Genomic DNA, 20,561 nt, shown 5'->3' on the forward strand with positions numbered 1-20,561 from the left:
GTATTCCCGAAACGATTGCAGCCGCGGCCGTCAATGCCGTGGCGGCACCGAGCAGTCCGGCGAACCGTCTTGCCAATACATTCATGTTTCCGCTCCCTGAAGGGCGGAAGGCTTGACTATTCTATTCTCTTACGAGCTTCCGCCGACGATGCCTCGACGAGGGGCGCACTTATCTACCACTTTCCGTGAATAAGTCCACGAATCATTCGTACAAATTCGAAGCATAACGTCATTTTCACTTACCTATATCAAGGCAAGACTCTGATCGACGGGCGATTTTCTTGAGGTAGCCGCGCGTCCCGGCACGGCCCGCTACACGTCACGGAACCGGGGCGGGCCGGCATCCGTTCTTCCCGGGAAACGAGCAGGACCAGCCGAGGAGGATTTGCGCATGGTCGATCCCAACGCCGCCGATCCCAACGCCGCCGACATCCCCGCCCCGCCGGCGCCGGACATCCCGGAGCCGCCGCGCACGCCGCCCGGCGGGCCGGACATTCCCGCCCCGCCCGACAGCCCGGACGCCCCGCCGGCGCCGGCGGAGGATCCCGACCTGCCCGATCGCGGCCCCGACATTCCCCCGCCGGGGCGCGGCGAGCCGGATATCCGTCCCGGCAACATCCCGCAGGAACTGCCGCCGGATAGCCTGCCGCCGACGGCCGACCCGTCGGCGATCTGACCCGCCAAAACAAAACGGCCGGCACCCGAGGGCGCCGGCCGTTCGCATTCGTCAGCCGGTCAGAAGACCGGAGAGGGTCCGATCACGTCGCCGCGATCACTCGGCCTTCTCGTTGGCCTTCTTCAGCGCGGCGCCGAGGATGTCGCCCAGCGAGGCGCCGGAATCCTGCGAGCCGAACTGGGCCACGGCTTCCTTCTCCTCGGCGATCTCCAGCGCCTTGATCGAGACCTGCACCTTGCGCGCCTTGCGGTCGAACAGGGTGACGCGGGCATCGAACTTCTCGCCGACCGCGAAGCGGTCCGGGCGCTGGTCGCCGCGGTCGCGGGCCAGTTCCGAGCGCTTCACGAAGGTCGACATGTCGGTGCCGACGATCTTCACCTCGACGCCGCCGTCCTTCACGTCGGTGACTTCGCAGGTGACGATGGCGCCCTTCTTCAGCTCGCCGGCATCGGCGAAGGGGTCGCCGGCCAGCTGCTTCACGCCGAGCGAGATGCGCTCCTTCTCGACGTCGACGTCGAGAACCACCGCCTTGATCACGTCGCCCTTCTTGAACTCGTCGATGACCTGCTCGCCCGGACGATTCCAGTCCAGGTCCGAGAGGTGCACCATGCCGTCGACGTCGCCGTCGAGGCCGAGGAAGAGGCCGAACTCGGTCTTGTTCTTGACCTCGCCTTCCACCACGGCGCCGGCCGGATACTTGTCGGCGAAGGCGTCCCAGGGGTTCTGCAGGGTCTGCTTGAGGCCGAGCGAGATGCGGCGCTTGACCGGATCCACCTCGAGGATCGCCACTTCGACTTCCTGCGAAGTCGAGACGATCTTGCCGGGGTGGACGTTCTTCTTGGTCCAGCTCATCTCGGAGACGTGGATGAGGCCCTCGATCCCCGGCTCCAGCTCGACGAACGCGCCGTAGTCGGTGATGTTGGTGACGCGACCCTTGAAGCGGGCCTCCACCGGGTACTTGGCCTCGATGCCCTCCCACGGATCGCCGAGCAGCTGCTTCATGCCGAGCGAGATGCGGTGGGTCTCGTGGTTGATCTTGATGATCTTCACCTTGACCGTCTGGCCGATGTTCAGCACCTCGGTCGGGTGGTTCACGCGGCGCCAGGCGATGTCGGTGACGTGCAGCAGGCCGTCAATGCCGCCGAGGTCGACGAACGCACCGTAATCGGTGATGTTCTTGACCACGCCGTCGATGACCTGACCCTCTTCGAGGTTCTGCACCAGCTCGTGGCGCTGCTCGGCGCGGGTCTCTTCGAGAACCGTGCGGCGCGAGACCACGATGTTGCCGCGGCGACGATCCATCTTGAGGATCTGGAACGGCTGCGGGTTGTGCATCAGCGGGCCGACGTCGCGGATCGGACGGATGTCCACCTGCGAGCGGGGCAGGAAGGCCACGGCGCCGTCGAGATCGACGGTGAAGCCGCCCTTCACCTGGTTGAAGATCACGCCGGTGACCTTGACCTGGTCGTTGAAGGCCTTTTCGAGGCGGACCCAGCTCTCTTCGCGGCGCGCCTTGTCGCGCGAGAGGACGGCTTCGCCGAGCGCGTTCTCGACGCGCTCCAGATAGACTTCGACCTCGTCGCCGACCTGGATGGTCTGGTCGCGGCCGGGGCCGGCAAATTCACGCAGCGCCACGCGACCTTCGGTCTTCAGACCGATGTCGATGATGGCGAGATCCTTCTCGATGGCGACGACGATGCCCTTGACGACCGAGCCTTCGGCCGGCTCGGCGACCGAGAAGCTCTCCTCGAGCATGGCGGCGAAATCGTCGCGGGAGGCGAGTGCGGATTGGGTAGCGGACATAGATGCTCCTAGCCAGGGGATTGCGCCGGACGGGGTTTTGGGCGCCCTTCCCGTCACGGGCACCGGGTCTGGCGATCCCGATGCAGCCTGCCCTTGCGAGGCGAGGCCCGGCGCGCTGGCCGTGGCGAGGTAGGCGTAGATATGCGCAAAGGCCGCGCCGGCCCGCGGGCAGAACCCGGAACCGCACGGCTTCGGCCGGCAGCTTGGCGGCTGCCTCGCTCACGCGCGTGAGCGCGGGGAGGCCGGGCGGCGCCGTCCGGCGGCTGTCATATAGTGCAAGATGGGGAGAAAGGCGAGGGGGCGTGGGGGAGGAGATGATCATCTCTCTTCCCACCTACCCATTCTTCGGCCGGTGCAACCGACTGGAATCAGGCCAGAAGCCGAACCTCTTCAACAGACTCGATTCGGACTCGCTCGTCGGTAAAGGAGACTCTCTGCAAGCAATTTTCCAACGCCTCGTCCGAAATTACCGCTTGGCCGCGACGAGACTCTGGGCGCGCCTGAAGGGTCCGAATAGTCTCCGACCATTGCGAGAGCAGCCAATTACCGCGCGCAACGCTTGCGGCAGCAGAGCGACGCTTCATAATATCCCTCCCATGTGGCGAATCACAATCTAGAGCAGTCGATCAGCGTGTGATAGGGATTTTGCGGGGGACACCGTTGAAAAAATCTTACGCTCCAGCAAAAATTGCTAAAATAAAAAATCCAGAACTAATAATTGGACTCGTCGGCCCTATAGGCGTCGATCTTGATCTAGTTTTTGAACAATTATCCGCACAACTTAAGAATGTTGAATATAATTCACACCTAGTAAAAATAACAGATATACTAACAAATCCTCCATTTTTAATAAAAATTGACAACAGGTCGTACACGAAGAGATACCTTTCTCTTATTTCTGAAGCAGATAGGATATGTAAAGAATATGGATCTGCCGACTTTCTGGCCCGATTATCTATCGCTAACATACGAGAAATTAGAAAAGGAATAACAGGATCCTATGTCGAGCCCGCGCTTGGCAACGCATACATTATTAGACAGCTTAAGCGCGAAGCTGAAGTTGATCTACTAAAGAGAGTTTATGGTCGTAAATTTATACTTGTTTCTGTTTTTCTTAATGAAAAAAATAGACGAGAGGAATTAATTAAAAAAATATCATCATATGATGCCACCGCGACAAATGATGATGAAAATGTCATAGAAGCTACGGAACTCATGTCCCGTGACGCCCAGGAAGAAAATGAAGAACATGGGCAAGAAGTTTCTCTAATATTTCATAGAGGTGATGTATTTGTTGATGGAGCAAACAGAACGGCCATCGAACGTACAATATCTCGCTTTGTAAGCGCTCTATTTGGTCATAATGGCATATCTCCAAATCGCAACGAATATGGAATGTACGCTGCGGCAGGTGCAGCACTAAGATCAATCGATCTTTCTCGTCAGGTTGGCGCAGCCATTTTTTCGCAAAAAGGGGAAGTCATTTCCCTGGGCTGCAACGAAGTTCCCCGTGCGTTTGGTGGCACGTATTGGGCCGACGACATTCCCGATAGTCACCGCGATTTCGAAGAAGGAATTGACGCGAATCATTTTCATAAAACAGTAATTATTAAAGACTTGGTTGATAGGCTTTGCGATTCAAAGGTAATAAATTCTACATGGGCCAAGAAACTCAGAAACTCTTCTGGATTTAGATCTTTGATAAATTTAGATTCTATAAAAAAATCAAAAGCTATGGATATTATTGAATTTGGCCGCATGATACACGCAGAGATGAGTGCTATAACAGACGCAGCGCGTATTGGACGATCCACAAAAGACGCAGTCTTATTTTGTACAACCTTCCCGTGCCATATGTGCGCTAAGCACATTGTTGCGGCAGGAATCAAAAAAGTTGTATTTCTAGAGCCTTACCCTAAAAGTTATGCAAAAAAATTACACTCAGATTCAATAACTTTCGAGCCATCAGAATCTGATAAGAAAGTATATTTTGAACCATTTCTCGGAATTTCTCCTCGGAGGTATAGAGATATTTTTGAAAAATCCAAGCGAAAAGATAAGCAAGGAAAGTCTCTAGACTGGTACGAACAATATCCATTTCCTCGTATCGACGATAGTAGTGCTTCATATATCGAGATCGAAGATGGAGAAGTGCTTCCAAGAATGTTCCTTATAAAGAAAATCAAACGAAAAAAAGATAGCGTTAGTTAGTCACCTGTTGCTCTCTTCAGTCGCCCGCCCATATCCCCCTCACCTTCGCATCGCCCGCACTACCACCGCCGTCGCCAGCAGCACCGCGGCGGCGCCGAGGCAGCCGCAGATCAGCCCGGCCGGCGTCACCCGCCCGGTGCCCTGCAGCCGGAACAGGCTGCCGATCCTGAAGTCATAGGCGCCGTGGATCTCTTCCGGGTGGGCCGGCACGTAACCGGCCTCGATGTCGGAACGCATAGCGGGAAGCGGGTCGGCCATGAGCGGTCTCCGGGGGAGGACAGGCGACGGCGATGGCAGGAAACGTCACGGAAGCCGCACGGACGACAGACGGCACCGGCAGGCGGCGACGCTGCCGGGCGGCAAGCCGTCGAAACGCCGGGTCCCACCTCGGCCGATCATGCGGCAGGAATGACCGGTAGGGAAGCTGACGCCGCCCGACATTCCCGCCGGCGTCGCCCGCGCAGGCGCGGCCTGCTAGGGCATCTGGCCGCCGGCCGGCCCGGCGCCCCGCCCCAGCCACACATCCATGACCCACCCTTTTCGCGCCCGCATCTCCGCGCGGACGCGCAGGATCTCCTCGCCGACTTCCGCAAGCCGCCCCACCCGCAGCACCTCGTCAGGCGTGCCAAGATACGCCCCCCACCACACCTGCCCGTCCCAGCCGCGCTGCATCAGCGCCCGCAGCCCGGCGCCGTCGTCGAGCAGCACCACGAAGGCCGGCGCCGCCGGCGTCGCCCCCGCCACCCGCCGCCCGGTGGTCACCTCCACGTTCTCGCCGATGCCGTTGAGCGGGATGCGGTGTGCCGCGCACAGCGCCTGGATGGCGGTGATGCCGGGAATGACCTCCACCTCGAAGTCGACGCCCGCACTAGCGGCCGCCGCGAGCACCCGCAGCGTCGAATCGTAGAGCATCGGGTCGCCCCAGACGAGCAGCGCCCCCGTGCCATCCTCCGGCACCTCCTCGGCGATCGCCCGCGCCAGCAGTTCCGCCCGCGCGGCATGCCAGGCCTCGACCCCGGCGCGGTAGCCGCCCGACGTCTCCCGCCCCTCCTGCCCCCGCTTCGGGCTCGGCAGGCTCAAACTCCGCCAGGGCGCCCGGCGATGGGTGCGCAGGATCGCCTCGCGCAGATGGATGAGCTCGGCCGCCGCCTCGCCCTTGTCGAGGAAGAGGAACACCTCCGCCCGGTTGATCGCCTCCACGGCCTTCAGCGTCAGCGAAGCGGGATCGCCCATGCCGATGCCGATGACGAGCACGCGCCGGGTCATTCGGAGACCGGGGCGGGCGCGTCATTCCCCCGCGCGGCGAACACCCGCTTCGCCACGAACAGCGCGTCGAGCGCGGCGGGGAAGCCGGCATAGAGCGCCATCTGCATGATGGTCTCCACCACCTCCTCGCGTGTGGCGCCGCAGTTCAGCGCCGAGCCGATATGCACCTCCAGCTCCCGCTCGGCATGGCCGAGGGCCACCAGCCCGGCCACGGTGGCCAGCATGCGGGTGCGCAGGTCGAGGCCGGGGCGCGAATAGATGTCGCCATAGCCGAACTCGAAAATATAGCGGGCGAAGTCGGGGGCGATGCCGTCCAGCGCCGCCATCACCTCCTGCCCGGAGCGGCCGGTGATCCGTGCCAGCCGGGCCTGTCCGCGCGCGAGGCGGTCGTCATCGGTCGCATCGGTCATCTCGGGCGCCTTCTGGCCTGATCGTACATCTCATCGTACCCGCCGGGCGCTCAGCTCCGGCCGGTGCGCGCGGCGGCGATGGCGAGCGCGCGGGCGATGCTCTCATGCTTGTCGAGGTGGGTGTTGTCGATCAGCACGGCATCCGGCGCCTGCCGCAGCGGCGCCGCGGCACGCGAGCTATCGCGTTGATCGCGCTTGAGAATATCGTCCAGAACCGATTGCGGCGTCACGGCCTCGCCGCGCGCCGACAGCTCGGCGAAGCGCCGGGCGGCCCGCGCTTCGGGGCTGGCGGTGACGAAGATCTTCACGGTCGCCTCCGGGGCGATGACGGTGCCGATGTCCCGCCCGTCCAGCACCGCCCCGCCCGGCTGGCGGGCGAAGTCGCGCTGGAGGTCGACAAGTGCTTGGCGAACCTCAGGAATTTCGGCAACGCGGGAGGCCGCCTCGCCCACCGGCCCGGTCCGCAGCGCCTCGGCATCGAGCGCGGAGACGTCCAGCGACGCCGCGAGGCGGGCCAGCGCCGGCACATCGGCAAAGTCGAGCCCACGAGCCAAAACCTCAGCACCCACAGCACGATAGAGCAGGCCGGTGTCGAGATGCGGCAGCCCGAAATGCGCGGCCAGAGCCCGCGCCACGGTGCCTTTCCCGGAAGCCGCCGGCCCGTCTATGGCGATGATCACGAAGCCACCTCGATCGCCGCGCCCAGCCCCCGCATCAGCGGCACGAAGGCCGGGAAGCTGGTGGCAACGAAGGAAATATCGTCTATTTTCATAGGCTTGCCAGTAGCGAGCCCCATGACGAGGAAGCTCATGGCGATGCGGTGGTCCATATGGGTCGCCACCGTGCCGCCGCCGGCCACCGTGCCCGTTCCCTCGACGATGAGGTCGTCACCCTCGATGGCATAGGTGACGCCGGCCTGCGCCAGCCCCGCCGCCACCGCCGCCAGGCGGTCGGATTCCTTCACCCGCAGCTCGGAGAGCCCGCGCATCCGCGTGGTGCCGCGCGCGAACGCCGCCGCCACCGCCAGCACCGGATACTCGTCGATCATCGACGGCGCCCGCTCGGCCGGCACGTCGACGCCGGTGAGCGCGGAATGGCGCACCCGCAGGTCCGCCACGCTCTCCCCGCCTTCGACGCGCTCGCCGAGCAGCTCGATGGAGGCGCCCATCTCCTTGAGAGTCTTGAACAATCCGGTCCGCAGCGGGTTGATCATCACGCCCTTGATGGTGACGTCGGAGCCCGGCACGATCAGCGCCGCCACCAGCGGGAAGGCGGCGGAAGAGGGGTCTGCCGGCACGTGGATCGGCGTCGGCTTGAGTTCCGGCCGGCCCTTCAGCGTCACCTTGCGGCCATGCGCGCCATGGGATTCCACCCGCAGCTCGGCGCCGAAATGCGCCAGCATACGCTCGGTATGGTCGCGGCTGGCCTCCTTCTCGATCAGCGTCGTCTCGCCCGGCGCGCCGAGCCCGGCGAGCAGTACCGCCGATTTGATCTGCGCCGAGGCGACCGGGCTTTCATAGGTGATCGGAATCAGGTCGCGGGGACCCTTGAGGCGGATCGGCAGGCGGCCGCCCTCGGCGGCCTCCTCGACGGAAACGCCCATCTTTTCAAGAGGATCGAGGATCCGGCGCATCGGCCGGCGACGCAGGCTGGCATCGCCGTCGAACGTCGCCTCGATCGGATTGCCGGCCACCATGCCCATCATCAGCCGGGCGCCGGTGCCGGAATTGCCGAAATCCAACGGCGCGGCGGGCGCGCGCAGGCCACCTATGCCGACGCCCTCGACCCGCCACTCGCCGGCGCCGAGGCGCTCCACCCGCGCGCCGAGCGCGGCGCAGGCCTTGGCGGTGTTGAGCACATCCTCGCCTTCCAGGAGCCCGGAAATCCGGGTTTCGCCGATCGCCAGCGCCCCGAAGATCAGCGCCCGGTGCGACACCGACTTGTCGCCCGGCACCGTGACGGTGCCCGCGAGAGGGCCGGAGGACGAGGCGGCGGCGGGGGAGGGCGAGGCGGCATGTCCGCCGGACGAAGAAGCAGTGGCACTCATTGAAGGCACCTCGAGGAAAGCATAAATAGGGCGCGAGCACTCCTTACACGGCGGCACGAGCCGCGTCACGGCTTTGCGCAATTGCGTCTTGACAGCGCAAGAAGCTGCGTCCAATGGGAGCGACCCTTTTTCACCCACCACCTTCCGAGGTCAGAACCGTGGTGAAACCCGAACTTGGCACCAAGCGTGTCTGCCCCGTCACGGGGCGCAAATTTTATGATCTGAACAAGGATCCGGTCATCTCGCCCTATACCGGGCAGATCGTGCCGATCACTGTTGCGGTCTCCCGCGGCCGTCCCGAGACCAGCCGCGCCACCGAGGCGGAGACCGACAACGAGGCCGAGGAAGCCGAGGACGTCGAGCTCGTCTCGCTGGAGGATGCCGACGAGGAGGCCGCCACCCCGGCCAAGTCGACGACCAGCGACGACGATATCGAGATCGACGACGAGGTCGAGAACGACAGCGATGACGACGACACCTTCCTCGAGGAAGACGAGGACGATGGCGACGATGTCACCGATCTGATCGGCGACGGACTCGAGGACGACGAGGAAGGCTGACGAGGAAATCCACAGGGCGAAAAAATCGAGGCTTGCAGTCTCCTTCGCCCTGTGCTTTACGAGCGTCCCGCGGCGGTTGCAGCTGCCGCGACAAGCCGGATGATCCCCAAGCGGACTTCTTCGAGGTTCGCGCGTCTGGCGCCCCCGGTGGGGCCATAGCTCAGTTGGGAGAGCGCTTGAATGGCATTCAAGAGGTCGGCGGTTCGATTCCGCCTGGCTCCACCAATTCTCACTTCGGCGAAAATATCATAGATATTTCAGCAAGTTATCGGGCGCCAGAAACTCTCTGCGTACCCCATTTCGTACCCTAGGTGCGTACCCCCAATCAGTCTCAATCGGACAGATTGCAATCTAGGCGGGCCAGCCCCTAATACTTTCGGCAAGAGCCCTCCACGGAGCGATGTCCCAATGGCCTCGCGCCATTCCTGATGGAGATGGCAACGCCCATACCTCTAGGTTGGGGATAGCAGTTATTTGGTAAAGCCCCGCTCCTATGCGCCCCCTGAGTCCGAGGCCTAGCCGAGCCGCTGTGAGACTGGTGAAGGCTAGCCGTTTTGGCTTCCATTCTTGCAGGACAGCATGCAATCGTTCGGGCACGTAAGCCGTGGGCGGAATATCGCGATCAACCCCCGCGACATCCTTGGCAAGATCAGTTAGGCCAATGCCATATTGAGGAGCCGACGCATCATCCTGCGGTCGCAATAGGGCAGGCGTGAGACCGACTTCATAGAGCGTGGGCCAAAATCGATTGCCTCGGCCCGCGTAATAATGCCCTAGCTCAGCGGAACGCCGCCCGGCGGCAGTGCCGCAGAATATGACGTCGAGGGCAGGCGAGAGATAATCAGGGAGCATTCGCTGGAACTCCAATGCGCCTCGGTGGAGGCTGACAATGCGAGACGAAAAACGGATATTCCCTCGCCCTCTCGCGATCCTGCAAAAAACACCGATCATCCAACAGCAACGCAAAAAAGACAGAGGTTCCCTCGCTCCTGTCCGATCAAGCCGCCTCAGCAGCATCCGCTCCGACAACCCGCTGAACCACCGAAACACCCACCCCAAGCTCCTTCGCGATCTTCTGGATACCCTTCCCCTCCGCCCTAGCGGCCCGTATGGCGGCTTCCGTCGCCCCGGCCACCTTGGGCCTGCCGAGCTTCTTTCCGTCCGCCTTGGCCCTCGCCAGACCCGCCTTGACGCGCTCTTGGATCATGGAGCGTTCGAACTCGGCGAATACGCCCATCATCTGGAACATGGCCCGCCCGGCTGGCGTCGAGGTATCGAGGGCCTGCTGGTGGAGATAGAGGTCCGCTCCACGGGCATGCAGCTCCGTGAGGAAGGACACGAGATCGGGCATGGAGCGGCCGATACGGTCCACTGACCACGCCGCCACCATGTCCACCTCGCGACGTGTGACGGCCTTGAGGAGCTTGTCGTAGCCGGGGCGATGCTCGCGGCCCTTGGACCCGGAGATGCCAGCATCCTCGTAGACAGCAACCACATCCCAACCCGCCTTGGCGGCTACCGCCTCCAGCTCCCGACGCTGGTTGGCCGTGGTCTGTTCACCCGTGGACACACGGAGATAGAAGGCGACGCGCTTGGCGGACATGGCAGGGCTCCGAGGGAACGATGCCGATGAGTCTACCCGTCACTGTACGTAAATCAAGTGTTTTGCGTATGAGCATTGTGCCGTCCGCAAACCGTTGATCCTGTTCAGTCGAAAATGACGATTTCCGTGAGGGTTTTCGGTACAGGCCAGAGGGCTCCCGCTGAGGCGTCATATTGGGAACGCATTATCCCGGTAGGTAAGCTCCATCGCCTGAAGCGATCCCGCCCCGGCAACAGCTTGTGGGCTCATTCACTCCAATCGACGCACGAGCGTCAGCCGCCCATATTCATCGGCGCGGCACTAAGGACCCATGCATATTCAGACTTCCAACCGACCCACTACCGCCTCTCTGTCCACCCCCGCAGTGAACGTCGTCCGCTCCAGCCCTGACTGGAAACCCGAACCCTGCGGACTGACGCGCGAGCAAATCCGCGCCATCATCATCGAACAAATCGGCTAGCCGATCAGAAGCGGCTCCGGGAGCCCCGCCAGCCGGCGTTTGCATCTCCATCTGAGAGGATGTTCGTGGCCTCCCGGAGCCCGCCCAAGGTCCCGCTACGGACTCGGAAGCGGGTTCTGCCCCCACTTCGCATTCATCGTCGGCTGCCCGAACTTGCCATCCATCTGCGCCCGGATTGTTCCGGCGATGACGGGGTAGGCGAGGACGATCATCAGCGGGTTCCCTGCCCTCACAAGGTCCCATTCGACGGGCGTGAGCTGATCCGGGATGCTCATCCTGTCGGGGAAATGCAGAGCCCGTAGCCGGCGGATACAGCGCTCCGGGTTCGTCCAGTCATAGAGCCACGCATTGCGCAGAACCCGCTCCAGCGCCTCCTCAGCGTCCCCGGCGACCCGATACATCCGACTCTGAGCGCTGGTGACAGCAGCCCTCAGTTCGGCGGAAGACGGCTCCTCCTCCCCGAGCAATTGAGCTGTGTGCTGCTCGGCGACCATCATGCGGTTGCGGGCCTGCTTGTGCCGTCCCCACCGATAAAGCTCCCGAGCCTCCCGCACGAGCGCGAAGACGGGAGCCGCCATGCGCCGGAAGGCGGCACCGGTGATGCCTGGGGGATCGGAGGCGGAGGGCAGAGCCGAGAACCGGGAGAGGATGCCGGGCCGCACCGTGTCGCCCGGTTTGAGGTCGGGCGCCCAAGCCCAGCTTTTGCGGGCCTCGGCATCATCCGAAGACCCGCGCGGTTTCTCTAGTCGCCCGCGCCTATCGGAAAGCCGCGCGTCACCCGCCCGAGCCATTACCGCGCAGGGGGCACGGGGGGTATCGCGCGGCCTGTCTTGATCCAACAGGTTCTCAGATTTTCCGGTCATTTCGGGCAAGGTGCCGTCCTCGCCCACGAGCCCCCTCAACATCCCCGGAGGCAGCGAGGAGGAGCCTTCCAGCTCCCCCTCACCGTGTCCGTCATCGAGCCAATAGAGCCCGCTCATCACCGCCCGTCCTTCCGCTCAGGGGCTCCCCCTACCAGCGTCGAATAGAGCTGGACAAAGGGCATGAGGTTCTGAAGGGGCAGCGGTCGCACCAAGGCTCGATACTCCTGCTGCGTCCGGTCCCGCCCCTCCGCTATGGGGTTCACCAAGGCCGCTCCAGCCGCCCGCATATCCGTCACGAACCCCGACACAGGGCTCCCGAGGAAGGCGTCGGAGGCGCTTCCCGTGTTCCTGAAGCTGAACAGGGGATCGGCTCGGGGTGTTAGGAACAGGGCGCTATCGACAGCGCTCGGGATCACCGAGGACCAGCCGTTCCGCTGGAAGGCGGCTAGGGCCATGGATTGCGGGCTGAGGCGCTCGCGGGTCCATTCCTCGGCATCGGAGCGCCCGAGGGCCTGAAGATGCGTCTGCACCGTGTAGACCAGTCCACCGACCAGCGTAGAGAGGGCAAAGTAGGCGAAGGCGTTCCAGTCCCGGATATGGATGTTGTGGAGGAACTGGTTCGCCCATGCCGTCAGCATGAAAGTGCGGAATTGGAGGAAGGTCTGCATCAGGGGATTGCTCATCCAGCGATGCAGGGAGCCCACGTCGTTTTCCTGAATGACCTTGCGGCTGTAGCGGAACACGCCCAGCTCGAAGGCCGCCCGCGCCTCCATGTCCTGCCACGTGTCGAGGTTGAGCTGGCGAACCTTCCGGCCGAACAGGGCTCCATCGGCAAAGCCCGTATGAGCTTCCACCTGTCGCAATATCCGCCCGAGCATCTCCTCCGAGAGCCCGAGCTGAGCCATACGGCGCAGACTGGCCTTGCTCGGGACGGCAGCGAGGTCCGCGAACTTCTGGACGATGGCCTTGGCGGCCATACGCTGGAGCGCCGAGTTGACGGCCGTCATGCCCGAGAGATCGGAGACGATGCTGGAGCCGTAATCGAGGGCGGCGTTGGCCTTGTCGACGAAGCGCCCCCTGTCGAGGGCGTGGGGACTGCCAGCATACTCATCGACGGTGAGCGCGTGAACGCCGCGAAGGCGATCCGTCCCGGTGCCGAAGATTGCCTCAACCTCGCGGTCCAGCCCGTGACGGAGCACCCACTGGCCGTCCGCATTGACGAGCCGCCGGAAGGCAGGGAGATGCTGAAGGGTCGCCTTGAGCCCTACCTGCGTGACGGTAGCAGCAATCTCGCCCACCTGAGCAAAACCGAACTGTCCCGCGAGGCGAAGGTATTGCAGCCCCCGCGCGGCCTTCAGCCAGTCGGAGCCACTGTTCAGCGTGGCCGGATCGGGATTGCCCCGGATGCGTCCATAGCCCCAACGTAGGTTCTTCTCGTCGAGATCGAGCTGCTTGAGGTCGATCCCTTCGTCGATCCCCCGCTTGCGGATGATCCCGAGGAGCCGCTCGAACTCGTTGTCACTGACGATGCCGTCCTGAAGCACCTCGCCCGTGGTCGGGCTCTTGATCACCTGTCGGGCCAAGGCGACCTTGGCGGCGGCATGGCGGCTGTAGCTGTTGAACAGGAAGTCGGCGTCCCGGACATACAGGTCCTTGAAGGACAGGTCCCCGGTGCCATAGCCGTTCACGCCCCGGAGGACGAAGTTCTCGTCCAGAAGGACACGGGACTTGGCGTGACGGTCCACGCCTCCCGGCTTCCGCGCCATGCCGGCCATGAGCCGCTCGACCTCCTCCTCCGAGAACTCCGCATTCTCGGCAAGGAAGCGCCGCAGGAAGTCCTCGTCCCGGCCGGCAAGCGCCATGTTCAGCCGATCATCCACGCCCCATGTCCGGTCGTAGATGTTGCGGACCATGCCACGGGACAGCTTGTCGAGGAGCTCCTCGTCTATGTACGGCTGGGCACTGCGGATCGCCCCGGCATAGAAGCGCTCAACGCCCCGCTGCCCATGAGCGGCAAGCGCTTCGTTGAACTTCTTCGCGTCGGGGATACGCGGCAGATAGTGAACATCATCCGGGATATCGCCATAGCCCGCCACGGGACGCCCGGTGAGCCCGCGATCCGCCAAGGGATTGTTGAGATCGCCCAAGATCCGCCGGTTGAGTTCGGCCTGAGCGTCGCCCGCCTGCCGCACGGCCGGATGGAACTCGGCACGCTCCAGCGGGTCCGTGGTGCGGATGTAGTCGCCGACCAGCTCAGAGAACTCACGACGATGGAAGGGGCGTCGGAAGACGCCATAGCCCAAGTCCTTCTCCCAGCTACGATAGGCGCCCTCCCGCGCCTGCGCCCAAGCGGTTTGCCAGCGCTTGGTGAGAAGGGCCGTCTCCATGTCGGCGGACATGCTGTTCACCCGATGGTCCACATTGCCCACCGTGTTGTTGAACAGGGAGCTACCGAGGATGCGGGCGGAGGGATTGGGCGAAGAACCCACCTGTCCCGCTACGTCCAATCGAGCAGAGCCCATGGCGGCTTCAGCCACGTCCTCATCCCGCACAGCGGTCCACGCCTTGTCCCCGAGCCGGGGATCGATGGCGCTGGTGTTCGCGGCCGCACCAGCCGAGGCGGGGGCGGGTGTGAGGGCCGTGGAGTTCTCAAGCTGCTGCTTCAGCCCACGGGCCGCATGAACGATCCGTGCGGCCTCCTGAGCGGTCGCAGGGTTCCTCGCAATGGGACCAAAGGCGCCGCCGAAGAGCGCACCCACTCCCGCTGAGAACAGGAGGGAGCGGTCCTCAACCGGACGGCCCATGACGTCGAGCGCAAGCTCGGTACCGACATTGCCCACGGCTCCGCCGGCAGCGGCGGCGATGCGAGCACCGACCGCGCCGAAGCGGGCGAGGGTCGCGGCCCCCGCCGCTACGCCTCCGGTAGCGATGCCGATGGCGATAGCGCCGGCATCGGTGACACCCGCAAGCATCTCGGCACCGATCCCCGCCCAGCCCATTTCCTCGACGGCCTTCTGGGCCTCAAATTCCTCCAGCGCCCGAGAGCGTATCCATGCCGCATGTTCAGCCGAGACGGCATCGCTGAAGCGGTCCCAATACTTCTCGGGCAAGCCCTCCACCAGCGGGGCGAGGTTCCTCTCATCCAGCCGGAAAGTGGGATCGGGACGCAGGGCGGGAGCCCCGATCATGGAGTAGGCCCGGCCGATGATGGTCGTGTCGGCATAGGAGCGCCCATAGGCCTCCCAGAACCCCATCGTCTCCTCACGGTGTCCCATGCGGATCGCCTCATATTCCTCCTCGGTGACGAGGGGCGGAGGCGCCGGGGGGATTAGCTCGGTCGGGGCGATGGTCCGGGTGAAGTCGATCCGGCCCAAGGGGGAGTTGGCCGAAGCGGCGACGGGCTCTCCACCTTCCACCTTGGCGGCAAGGAGGCCGTAGACTTCCGAGAGGGTCCGGGCACGGCCATCCTCGGCGTAGAAGATGGTCCGGTTGGACGCGGCTTCCCGCTGGAAGAGCGTGGCGGCAGCGGCCTCGGGGTTGGCTTCCTTCGCTCCGATGAACTCGGCAGCCCGAGGACCATCGAAGAAATGCCCCATATAAAGTTCGCCATCGGTGATGGATCGCCCGAGCCGCCCCTCCATCGCCCGCTTGTTCCGCTTGGCGTACTCGGCGGCCATGAAGGCGGAGGCACGGGGATCGAGAACGGAGGCGTTGGCCGGGAGGCCGTAGTCCAGTCCGCTCTCCCCGATGAGCTGCGCCCACGTCCCGTCCGTGAACTGGAAGAGGCCCTTGGCGGAGGAGGCGTCAGGCGAGGCGCTGGGATCGAAACCGCTTTCCGCCTTCGCGAGATTGGCGAGGTAGCGAGCTGAGACACCCGTGCGGAAGGCTGCCTCCTCAATGAAGTCCTTCGCCGCCACGGGTGTTGCCACCCGCTCACGGGCCTCGGAGGTTTCGATATGCCAAGGCTCATGCACAATGGGAAAGCGCAGGCCGTAGCGGGCCGCGTTAGCGTGGACCCACGCCTTAGCATCATCGCTGGCATATTGGAGGTCCACCGCCGTGCCGTGATTGTGCCGGGAGCGACCGGGAGGAGCGACCCATTTCCGGGCCGCCTCCGGGGAGCCGTATTTCTTCACGGCCTCCTCGAAGAGTTCCGCCTGCCGCTGGTTGGAACGGCTCCCGGAGAGAATGCTGAGCTGCCCACGGACACCTTCCGGGGCATCCTCCATCATGCGGTTGAGCCGCTCGGCAAAGGTATCGTCGAGGCCGTCGACATGATCGGGCGTCTTGCCGGGCACGAGGCGGGAGCGCAGCGTCTGCTTCGGGGTGGCGGGCACCACGGGGAGCGTCGGGGCGGGTCCCGGCGGCGGCACAAGCCCCTGCGTCGGCATCGCCTCAGCCGGCAGTTCCGGTTCGTCCCATCCATCATCGGGCAGCACGGAAGCCGCTGCGGAGACGAGTTCGGGCAGTTCGGCCCGGAGCCGATCCGGGTCGATTGAGAGAGTGTCCATGTCGTGATCCATCAGCGCCGTGCGGGAGCCCGCTCAGGCATCTCGGGAGAGTTGGAAGGGTTGGGACGGCGGAGACGGTCTCCGATGCCGGGGGGCGTTTGAGAAGCCGGCTTCCAATCGCGGACGACCTTGCCCAGCACTTCGCCTCTCTGCTGCTCACGGAAGGCGTCTAGGTCGCGGGCGCGGATCATGAGGGAGCGATAGCCGAGGCGCCCGTCCTCCCCGCGAACGGGCACGGAGACCGGAGCCCCATCCTCGGCAGAGATTACCTCATAGAGACCGCCAGAGCCGCCTACAGGACGGATGGAGAGGTCGCCGCTACCGTCATAGCCAAGGGACCTCAACGAGTCCCTGTGCTGCTCGTAGGAGTCCTGAAGGGCCATTTCGAACAGAGGCTTAGTCGAGGGCGTGACATGGGGATCACCGAACAGGGCTTGGCCGTTGATGAGCACCGTGCGGCTCTCAACATCCCGAGAGGCCAGCTCCACCGCTTTCTTCGGGCTTACGCCTTGGATGCGGGCATAGAGCTTGGCCGTCTCGACAATCTGCCGCTTCATCGTGCCCTCGTTGCGGACACTGGAGCCGAGCCATGTGGACGGCTTCCAGAGGGAGAACCCGTTGGTACCCGACACGGCGGTTTCAATCGCCTGCCCCTGACCTTGGAGGCTGGCCTCCTCATCGGCGTTCAGCGGTCGACGAGTGGCGGCAGCGTCCCGGAGGGCTTGATCCTCGGTGCGCCCGAGGCTGTTGCGGGAGGCCTGATAGACCCGGAAGAAGTCCGCCGTATCCCGGTCCACGAGACCATCGGCATAGGCGGGATTGCGATTGGAGAGCGTCTCCCAGAACCGGGCAGCCGCCCCGAGGGTGCGAGCCTTGGCCGGATCGGTGAGTGAGACATCGTTGCCGATGGTCTGGACGGCCCCCTCCAGCGTCTGCTTCCAGCGGGGATGCGGGAGCCCGAGACGCTCCACGAGGACAGCATAGTCCCGCTCCATGGTCGCGTCTGGGCTCTCCCGCTGCTCCGAGGCGACCCGATCCGAGTAGGTGAAATACTCGTTCACCGCCGCCTGTCTCCGGCTCTCGCCGCTGAGCGTGGCCGTCTCGCCGCTGAAGGTGTTGCGGTAGCTCTTGTCCGAGATGGACCAGAAAGACGGGTCCCCGGTGCGGAGGGCTTCGAAGTCCGCCCGTGCCGTCTCCTGCTCCACCGTGGCCTTCTCACGGGCGGCAAGGGTCCGCCGGGCGGTGTCCTCGATCAGCTGGGCATCGGAGAGGAATTTTGGGTTCTTCGCCAACGGGCCGATGGAGGCGCCGGTCCGGGCATCATGCCGATCCGCATGGAGGATGCCGAGCACCTGCTCAGGATATTGCCGAACCTGATCCTTCAGCCGCCCCATGATGAGCTGATCAATCTCGGGGTTGGAGAGGCGAAGGGCTCCCTTCTCTCCACGCCCCAGGAAGCTGTAGGCGTCCCGCAAGCGGGCTGCCGTGGTCTCCGGGTCAAGACCGGCGGACAGGTTGCCGGTGATGATCTTGTCGAGGTCGCGCTGAGCTTCCTCGATACGGAACTCATGCGTCTGCTGGGCACGGAGCTTCTGCTGAGACTCCAGCAGGGAGCCCCGGATGCTCTCCATGCCACGCCCCCAAGCGGTCATGGCGACCGCTGAGCCGGAGGGGAGACGTTTAGCGTAGTCGGCACCCGCTTCGATCAGGTACCGCTCGACATCGGTGGAGGCGAGGTCCAGCTCGCCATCGGCAATGCGACGGTTCAGCTCGCCCCGGAACTCGTCAGCCGTGTCCTCGGCAATGCGCTTCTCATAAATGGCGCCATAGACCGGATGATTGGCGTAGGGAGCCGTTCCGGCATTGACGGCATCGTAGAGTTCCTTGCGGCCATGGGCGGCTATGAACGCCTGCGCCTTGGCCTGAGCGCTGTTGCGCTCCTGCTCTTCCCGCTCCGCCTGCTGCTTGCGCCCATAGCTGGCGAGCGTCTGGGAGAAGTTTCCGAGGGAGGACGCCATCCGATCAAGGTCATTGTTGATGACCGGCCGGGCTGGGGGAGCGTAGGTATCGCCTCCTAGCGACGGCACCCGGAGACGGTTTGGCGGGGCGAGGTCGGGGACGATCACCCGACCATCACCGGCCATCAGAGAGCGGCCCCACGGCCGAAGAGAGCGGCACTGATGCCGCCCTGAGCCAGCCGGACCTTCTCCGCCTCGGCACGGGCGAGCCGGTCCACGGCCTCATTCAGCTCGTTTCCAGCATGCCCACGAACCCATTTGAGGGTTGCGAGTGGGCGGGCGTCGAGGACGGTATAGAGACGCTCCCAGAGGTCCCGGTTGGCGACGGGCTTGCCGTTGGCGTTACGCCAGCCTCGGGCTTTCCATTGGGGACGCCACAGCGTGGCACCCTTCACGACATAATTGCTATCAAGGTGCAGCGCGAACGGAACGTCGTCCCCAACGGAAGCAAGCGCTTCAATGGCGGCCGTCAGCTCCATCCGATTGCAGGTTGAATGCTCGCAGGAGCCTGCGAGGGTCCGATGCGAACCATTGGGATAGCGGAGGATCACCGCCCAACCGGCAGGACCGGGATTGTCGAGGGCGGAACCGTCCGCATAGCCGATGATGGTCCCCGGCGTCACTGCGGGAATTCCCGGAAGGCGGAGGTGGACAGGTGCTGGAGGGCGACAGGACGCTCCATGATGCCCGCCGCGAGCTTCTCGTCAGCGATCAGCTTCGCGTTGAGCACGTTCGTCCGCACGATGCCGACCGCACAATCCACGACGATGGGCGTGTCGAGGTGGCCCCTGACGTGCCAGAGCAGCCAGCCGGCGGCCTCTATGGGATGTTCAGAGATGGTGAAGGCATCGATCTCATCAGCGAGGCGAACGGTAAAGCCCTGCTCAAAGGGCGCAGGGCTCACAAGCAGATGGATCGCGTGGGGGTGAGCATTTGCGGCGCGGGTACGGAGGGCATCCCGATAGCGCTGCTCGGCAGTGATGTTGATGCGGTCGATGGCGTCCGGGCTCAACGGCTCGGACGAAGACGAATGAGAGATGGGAGTGGTCCAGTTTTCTAGGGGTTGAGGATGGTGCTCGCCCACGGGTCACGCAGGGCACCGCCAAGCACTCCCCACCGATCCCGGCGACGGAGGCTCGGGGGAGACACGGCCGAACGGCACGGGCACTGGACAAGCCTGTCCAAGGCCGTGGAGCCGTCACGTCGGGGAGGTGTGAAGTGCTTGGGGGTGCCCTTCGGGAGGGCGGGGACGAGCCGAACTTCGGCTCGCTTAAGCTCTGCTATCGTGCATACTTACATTGCCTGCACTTGCTAGCGGAGAATTCGGACGGCGCGGGCTTGGGCCGCAACTAAGAACCGCAAACGAGGGCTCGTGGACTGGTGTGGTAGCCGGGCCACGAAATCTATCCACGCGGGCGGAAAGGAGCCGAATGACGTACGTTGATGCAATCTTCATTATCTTGGCGTTCGTGCAGATTTATATCTCGCTAGCCAAGGCGTAATGAGGAGGGCCGATCCCTCTCCCAGCGGAGGGGTCGGTCCACAAATGACAAACCCCAAGGGTGGTAGACCTTGGGGTGCCATTAACAGGCTCGTTTCGGAGCCGAGTACTTACGTGATGCACAGATGTTATATAGGGCGTCCGTACGGGGTTCAACCCCCTCCACCTGATCCGAGTGCCACATGATCGCCCCATGTTCACGTACATGAACGCCTACAGATAAACGGGGCAGGCAGGCGAAGGACCAAGCCCGTTTCGTTCCGCGTGCTGGTCTACAACATAGCCAAGGGCAAGACGGTGAAGCCGGCCCTGTGAGGGAGGTGATGATTGACCTCCTGGGGTGGGTGGGGAGACCACCGTCAGGTAAGGGAACAGAAAATGGAAAAGGCCCCGTGAGGGAGCCTTTTTAATCGGACGCTTCTTGGGTATTCCACTCTTGGGTGTGAACCGGTTGCCCGGCGAGCTGTCGCTGGAAGTCCGTCTCTGCGACGGCGGGAATGTGGGTCCGCTACCCCTGAGTGTCAAGAACTCCCCATAGTATGGGGGTCGTGAGAGGGCGAGGAAGGTACCACGTCCCGCACCTCGTACAGGTCCACGTGAACCACATGGCAGCCCCCCCCCCCCCCCCCCCC

At 63.7% G+C, this 20,561-nt stretch carries 16 protein-coding genes and 1 tRNA gene; 4 read left to right on the forward strand and 13 right to left on the reverse strand.

Going from position 1 to position 20,561, the window contains the following annotated elements; all coding sequences use genetic code 11:
• Positions 1 to 391: 391 nt before the first annotated feature.
• A complete protein-coding gene (locus tag KHC19_RS16160) occupies positions 392 to 676 on the forward strand; it encodes a hypothetical protein (protein ID WP_213353459.1) in 285 nt (94 codons plus the stop codon).
• Positions 677 to 772: 96 nt separating this feature from the next.
• Here KHC19_RS16160 and rpsA read toward each other — a convergent pair whose 3' ends face one another.
• Positions 773 to 2,479: a 30S ribosomal protein S1 gene (gene rpsA / locus KHC19_RS16165; RefSeq protein ID WP_213353395.1), complete on the reverse strand. Its 1,707-nt coding sequence runs from the start codon at positions 2,477 to 2,479 to the stop codon at positions 773 to 775.
• A gap of 633 nt (positions 2,480 to 3,112) precedes the next feature.
• Here rpsA and KHC19_RS16170 point away from each other — a divergent pair.
• Positions 3,113 to 4,690 (forward strand): anti-phage dCTP deaminase, encoded by a 1,578-nt coding sequence (locus tag KHC19_RS16170; protein ID WP_343207738.1) that lies wholly within the window; start codon positions 3,113 to 3,115, stop codon positions 4,688 to 4,690.
• Positions 4,691 to 4,729: 39 nt separating this feature from the next.
• On the opposite strand, the gene KHC19_RS16175 is transcribed toward KHC19_RS16170, so the two are convergent.
• From KHC19_RS16175 to aroA, 5 genes are all read right to left on the reverse strand, one after another.
• Positions 4,730 to 4,948 (reverse strand): hypothetical protein, encoded by a 219-nt coding sequence (locus KHC19_RS16175; RefSeq protein ID WP_213353396.1) that lies wholly within the window; start codon positions 4,946 to 4,948, stop codon positions 4,730 to 4,732.
• Positions 4,949 to 5,164: 216 nt separating this feature from the next.
• Positions 5,165 to 5,956, reverse strand: coding sequence for a precorrin-6A synthase (deacetylating) (gene cobF, locus KHC19_RS16180; RefSeq protein ID WP_213353397.1), 792 nt, complete (start codon positions 5,954 to 5,956; stop codon positions 5,165 to 5,167).
• Complete coding sequence (locus tag KHC19_RS16185) at positions 5,953 to 6,366, reverse strand: carboxymuconolactone decarboxylase family protein (RefSeq protein ID WP_213353398.1); 414 nt, start codon at positions 6,364 to 6,366, stop codon at positions 5,953 to 5,955. Before KHC19_RS16185 ends, cobF begins: the two co-directional genes overlap by 4 nt.
• A gap of 50 nt (positions 6,367 to 6,416) precedes the next feature.
• Positions 6,417 to 7,046 carry a (d)CMP kinase gene (gene cmk, locus KHC19_RS16190; protein WP_213353399.1) on the reverse strand — a complete coding sequence of 210 codons (630 nt, stop codon included), beginning with the start codon at positions 7,044 to 7,046 and terminating at the stop codon, positions 6,417 to 6,419.
• Positions 7,043 to 8,413 carry a 3-phosphoshikimate 1-carboxyvinyltransferase gene (gene aroA, locus KHC19_RS16195; RefSeq protein WP_213353400.1) on the reverse strand — a complete coding sequence of 457 codons (1,371 nt, stop codon included), beginning with the start codon at positions 8,411 to 8,413 and terminating at the stop codon, positions 7,043 to 7,045. The genes cmk and aroA overlap by 4 nt, the downstream gene beginning before the upstream one ends.
• Positions 8,414 to 8,571: 158 nt before the next feature.
• Here aroA and KHC19_RS16200 point away from each other — a divergent pair, with 158 nt between their 5' ends.
• Together KHC19_RS16200 and KHC19_RS16205 are read left to right on the forward strand one after the other, a co-directional pair.
• Positions 8,572 to 8,973 carry a TIGR02300 family protein gene (locus KHC19_RS16200; protein WP_213353401.1) on the forward strand — a complete coding sequence of 134 codons (402 nt, stop codon included), beginning with the start codon at positions 8,572 to 8,574 and terminating at the stop codon, positions 8,971 to 8,973.
• Between the two features lie 149 nt (positions 8,974 to 9,122).
• A tRNA-Ala gene (locus KHC19_RS16205) sits at positions 9,123 to 9,198 on the forward strand.
• Positions 9,199 to 9,324: 126 nt separating this feature from the next.
• On the opposite strand, the gene KHC19_RS26485 is transcribed toward KHC19_RS16205, so the two are convergent.
• The 7 genes from KHC19_RS26485 to KHC19_RS16240 form a co-directional block, all read right to left on the reverse strand.
• The gene (locus tag KHC19_RS26485; RefSeq protein WP_425514520.1) at positions 9,325 to 9,990 is read right to left on the reverse strand and encodes a mismatch-specific DNA-glycosylase; all 666 of its coding nucleotides are present in this window, start codon (positions 9,988 to 9,990) and stop codon (positions 9,325 to 9,327) included.
• Positions 9,971 to 10,576: a recombinase family protein gene (locus KHC19_RS16215; RefSeq protein WP_213353403.1), complete on the reverse strand. Its 606-nt coding sequence runs from the start codon at positions 10,574 to 10,576 to the stop codon at positions 9,971 to 9,973. The genes KHC19_RS26485 and KHC19_RS16215 overlap by 20 nt, the downstream gene beginning before the upstream one ends.
• 555 nt (positions 10,577 to 11,131) lie before the next feature.
• Entirely contained in the window at positions 11,132 to 12,016 is an 885-nt protein-coding gene (locus KHC19_RS16220) for a hypothetical protein (RefSeq protein WP_213353404.1), read from the reverse strand.
• Positions 12,016 to 16,410 (reverse strand): D-alanyl-D-alanine carboxypeptidase family protein, encoded by a 4,395-nt coding sequence (locus KHC19_RS16225; RefSeq protein WP_246548959.1) that lies wholly within the window; start codon positions 16,408 to 16,410, stop codon positions 12,016 to 12,018. The genes KHC19_RS16220 and KHC19_RS16225 overlap by 1 nt, the downstream gene beginning before the upstream one ends.
• An 11-nt stretch (positions 16,411 to 16,421) precedes the next feature.
• On the reverse strand, positions 16,422 to 18,536 hold the full coding sequence (locus tag KHC19_RS16230; protein ID WP_213353406.1) for a hypothetical protein: 2,115 nt from the start codon (positions 18,534 to 18,536) through the stop codon (positions 16,422 to 16,424).
• A 17-nt stretch (positions 18,537 to 18,553) separates the two neighbouring features.
• Entirely contained in the window at positions 18,554 to 19,051 is a 498-nt protein-coding gene (locus KHC19_RS16235) for a ribonuclease H family protein (protein ID WP_213353407.1), read from the reverse strand.
• On the reverse strand, positions 19,048 to 19,512 hold the full coding sequence (locus KHC19_RS16240; RefSeq protein WP_213353408.1) for a hypothetical protein: 465 nt from the start codon (positions 19,510 to 19,512) through the stop codon (positions 19,048 to 19,050). The genes KHC19_RS16235 and KHC19_RS16240 overlap by 4 nt, the downstream gene beginning before the upstream one ends.
• Positions 19,513 to 20,561: the final 1,049 nt, after the last annotated feature.

The sequence above is a fragment of the Ancylobacter oerskovii genome, assembly GCF_018390555.1.
Lineage (GTDB): Bacteria > Pseudomonadota > Alphaproteobacteria > Rhizobiales > Xanthobacteraceae > Ancylobacter > Ancylobacter oerskovii.

Coding starts and splice junctions, on each gene's coding strand:
- KHC19_RS16215 (WP_213353403.1), bottom strand. CDS start 10,576: ATGTCCGCCAAGCGCGTCGCCTTCTATCTCCGTGTGTCCACGGGTGAA.
- KHC19_RS16225 (WP_246548959.1), bottom strand. CDS start 16,410: ATGGACACTCTCTCAATCGACCCGGATCGGCTCCGGGCCGAACTGCCC.
- KHC19_RS16175 (WP_213353396.1), bottom strand. CDS start 4,948: ATGGCCGACCCGCTTCCCGCTATGCGTTCCGACATCGAGGCCGGTTAC.
- KHC19_RS26485 (WP_425514520.1), bottom strand. CDS start 9,990: ATGCTGCTGAGGCGGCTTGATCGGACAGGAGCGAGGGAACCTCTGTCT.
- KHC19_RS16185 (WP_213353398.1), bottom strand. CDS start 6,366: ATGACCGATGCGACCGATGACGACCGCCTCGCGCGCGGACAGGCCCGG.
- cobF (WP_213353397.1), bottom strand. CDS start 5,956: ATGACCCGGCGCGTGCTCGTCATCGGCATCGGCATGGGCGATCCCGCT.
- KHC19_RS16160 (WP_213353459.1), top strand. CDS start 392: ATGGTCGATCCCAACGCCGCCGATCCCAACGCCGCCGACATCCCCGCC.
- KHC19_RS16220 (WP_213353404.1), bottom strand. CDS start 12,016: ATGAGCGGGCTCTATTGGCTCGATGACGGACACGGTGAGGGGGAGCTG.
- rpsA (WP_213353395.1), bottom strand. CDS start 2,479: ATGTCCGCTACCCAATCCGCACTCGCCTCCCGCGACGATTTCGCCGCC.
- aroA (WP_213353400.1), bottom strand. CDS start 8,413: ATGAGTGCCACTGCTTCTTCGTCCGGCGGACATGCCGCCTCGCCCTCC.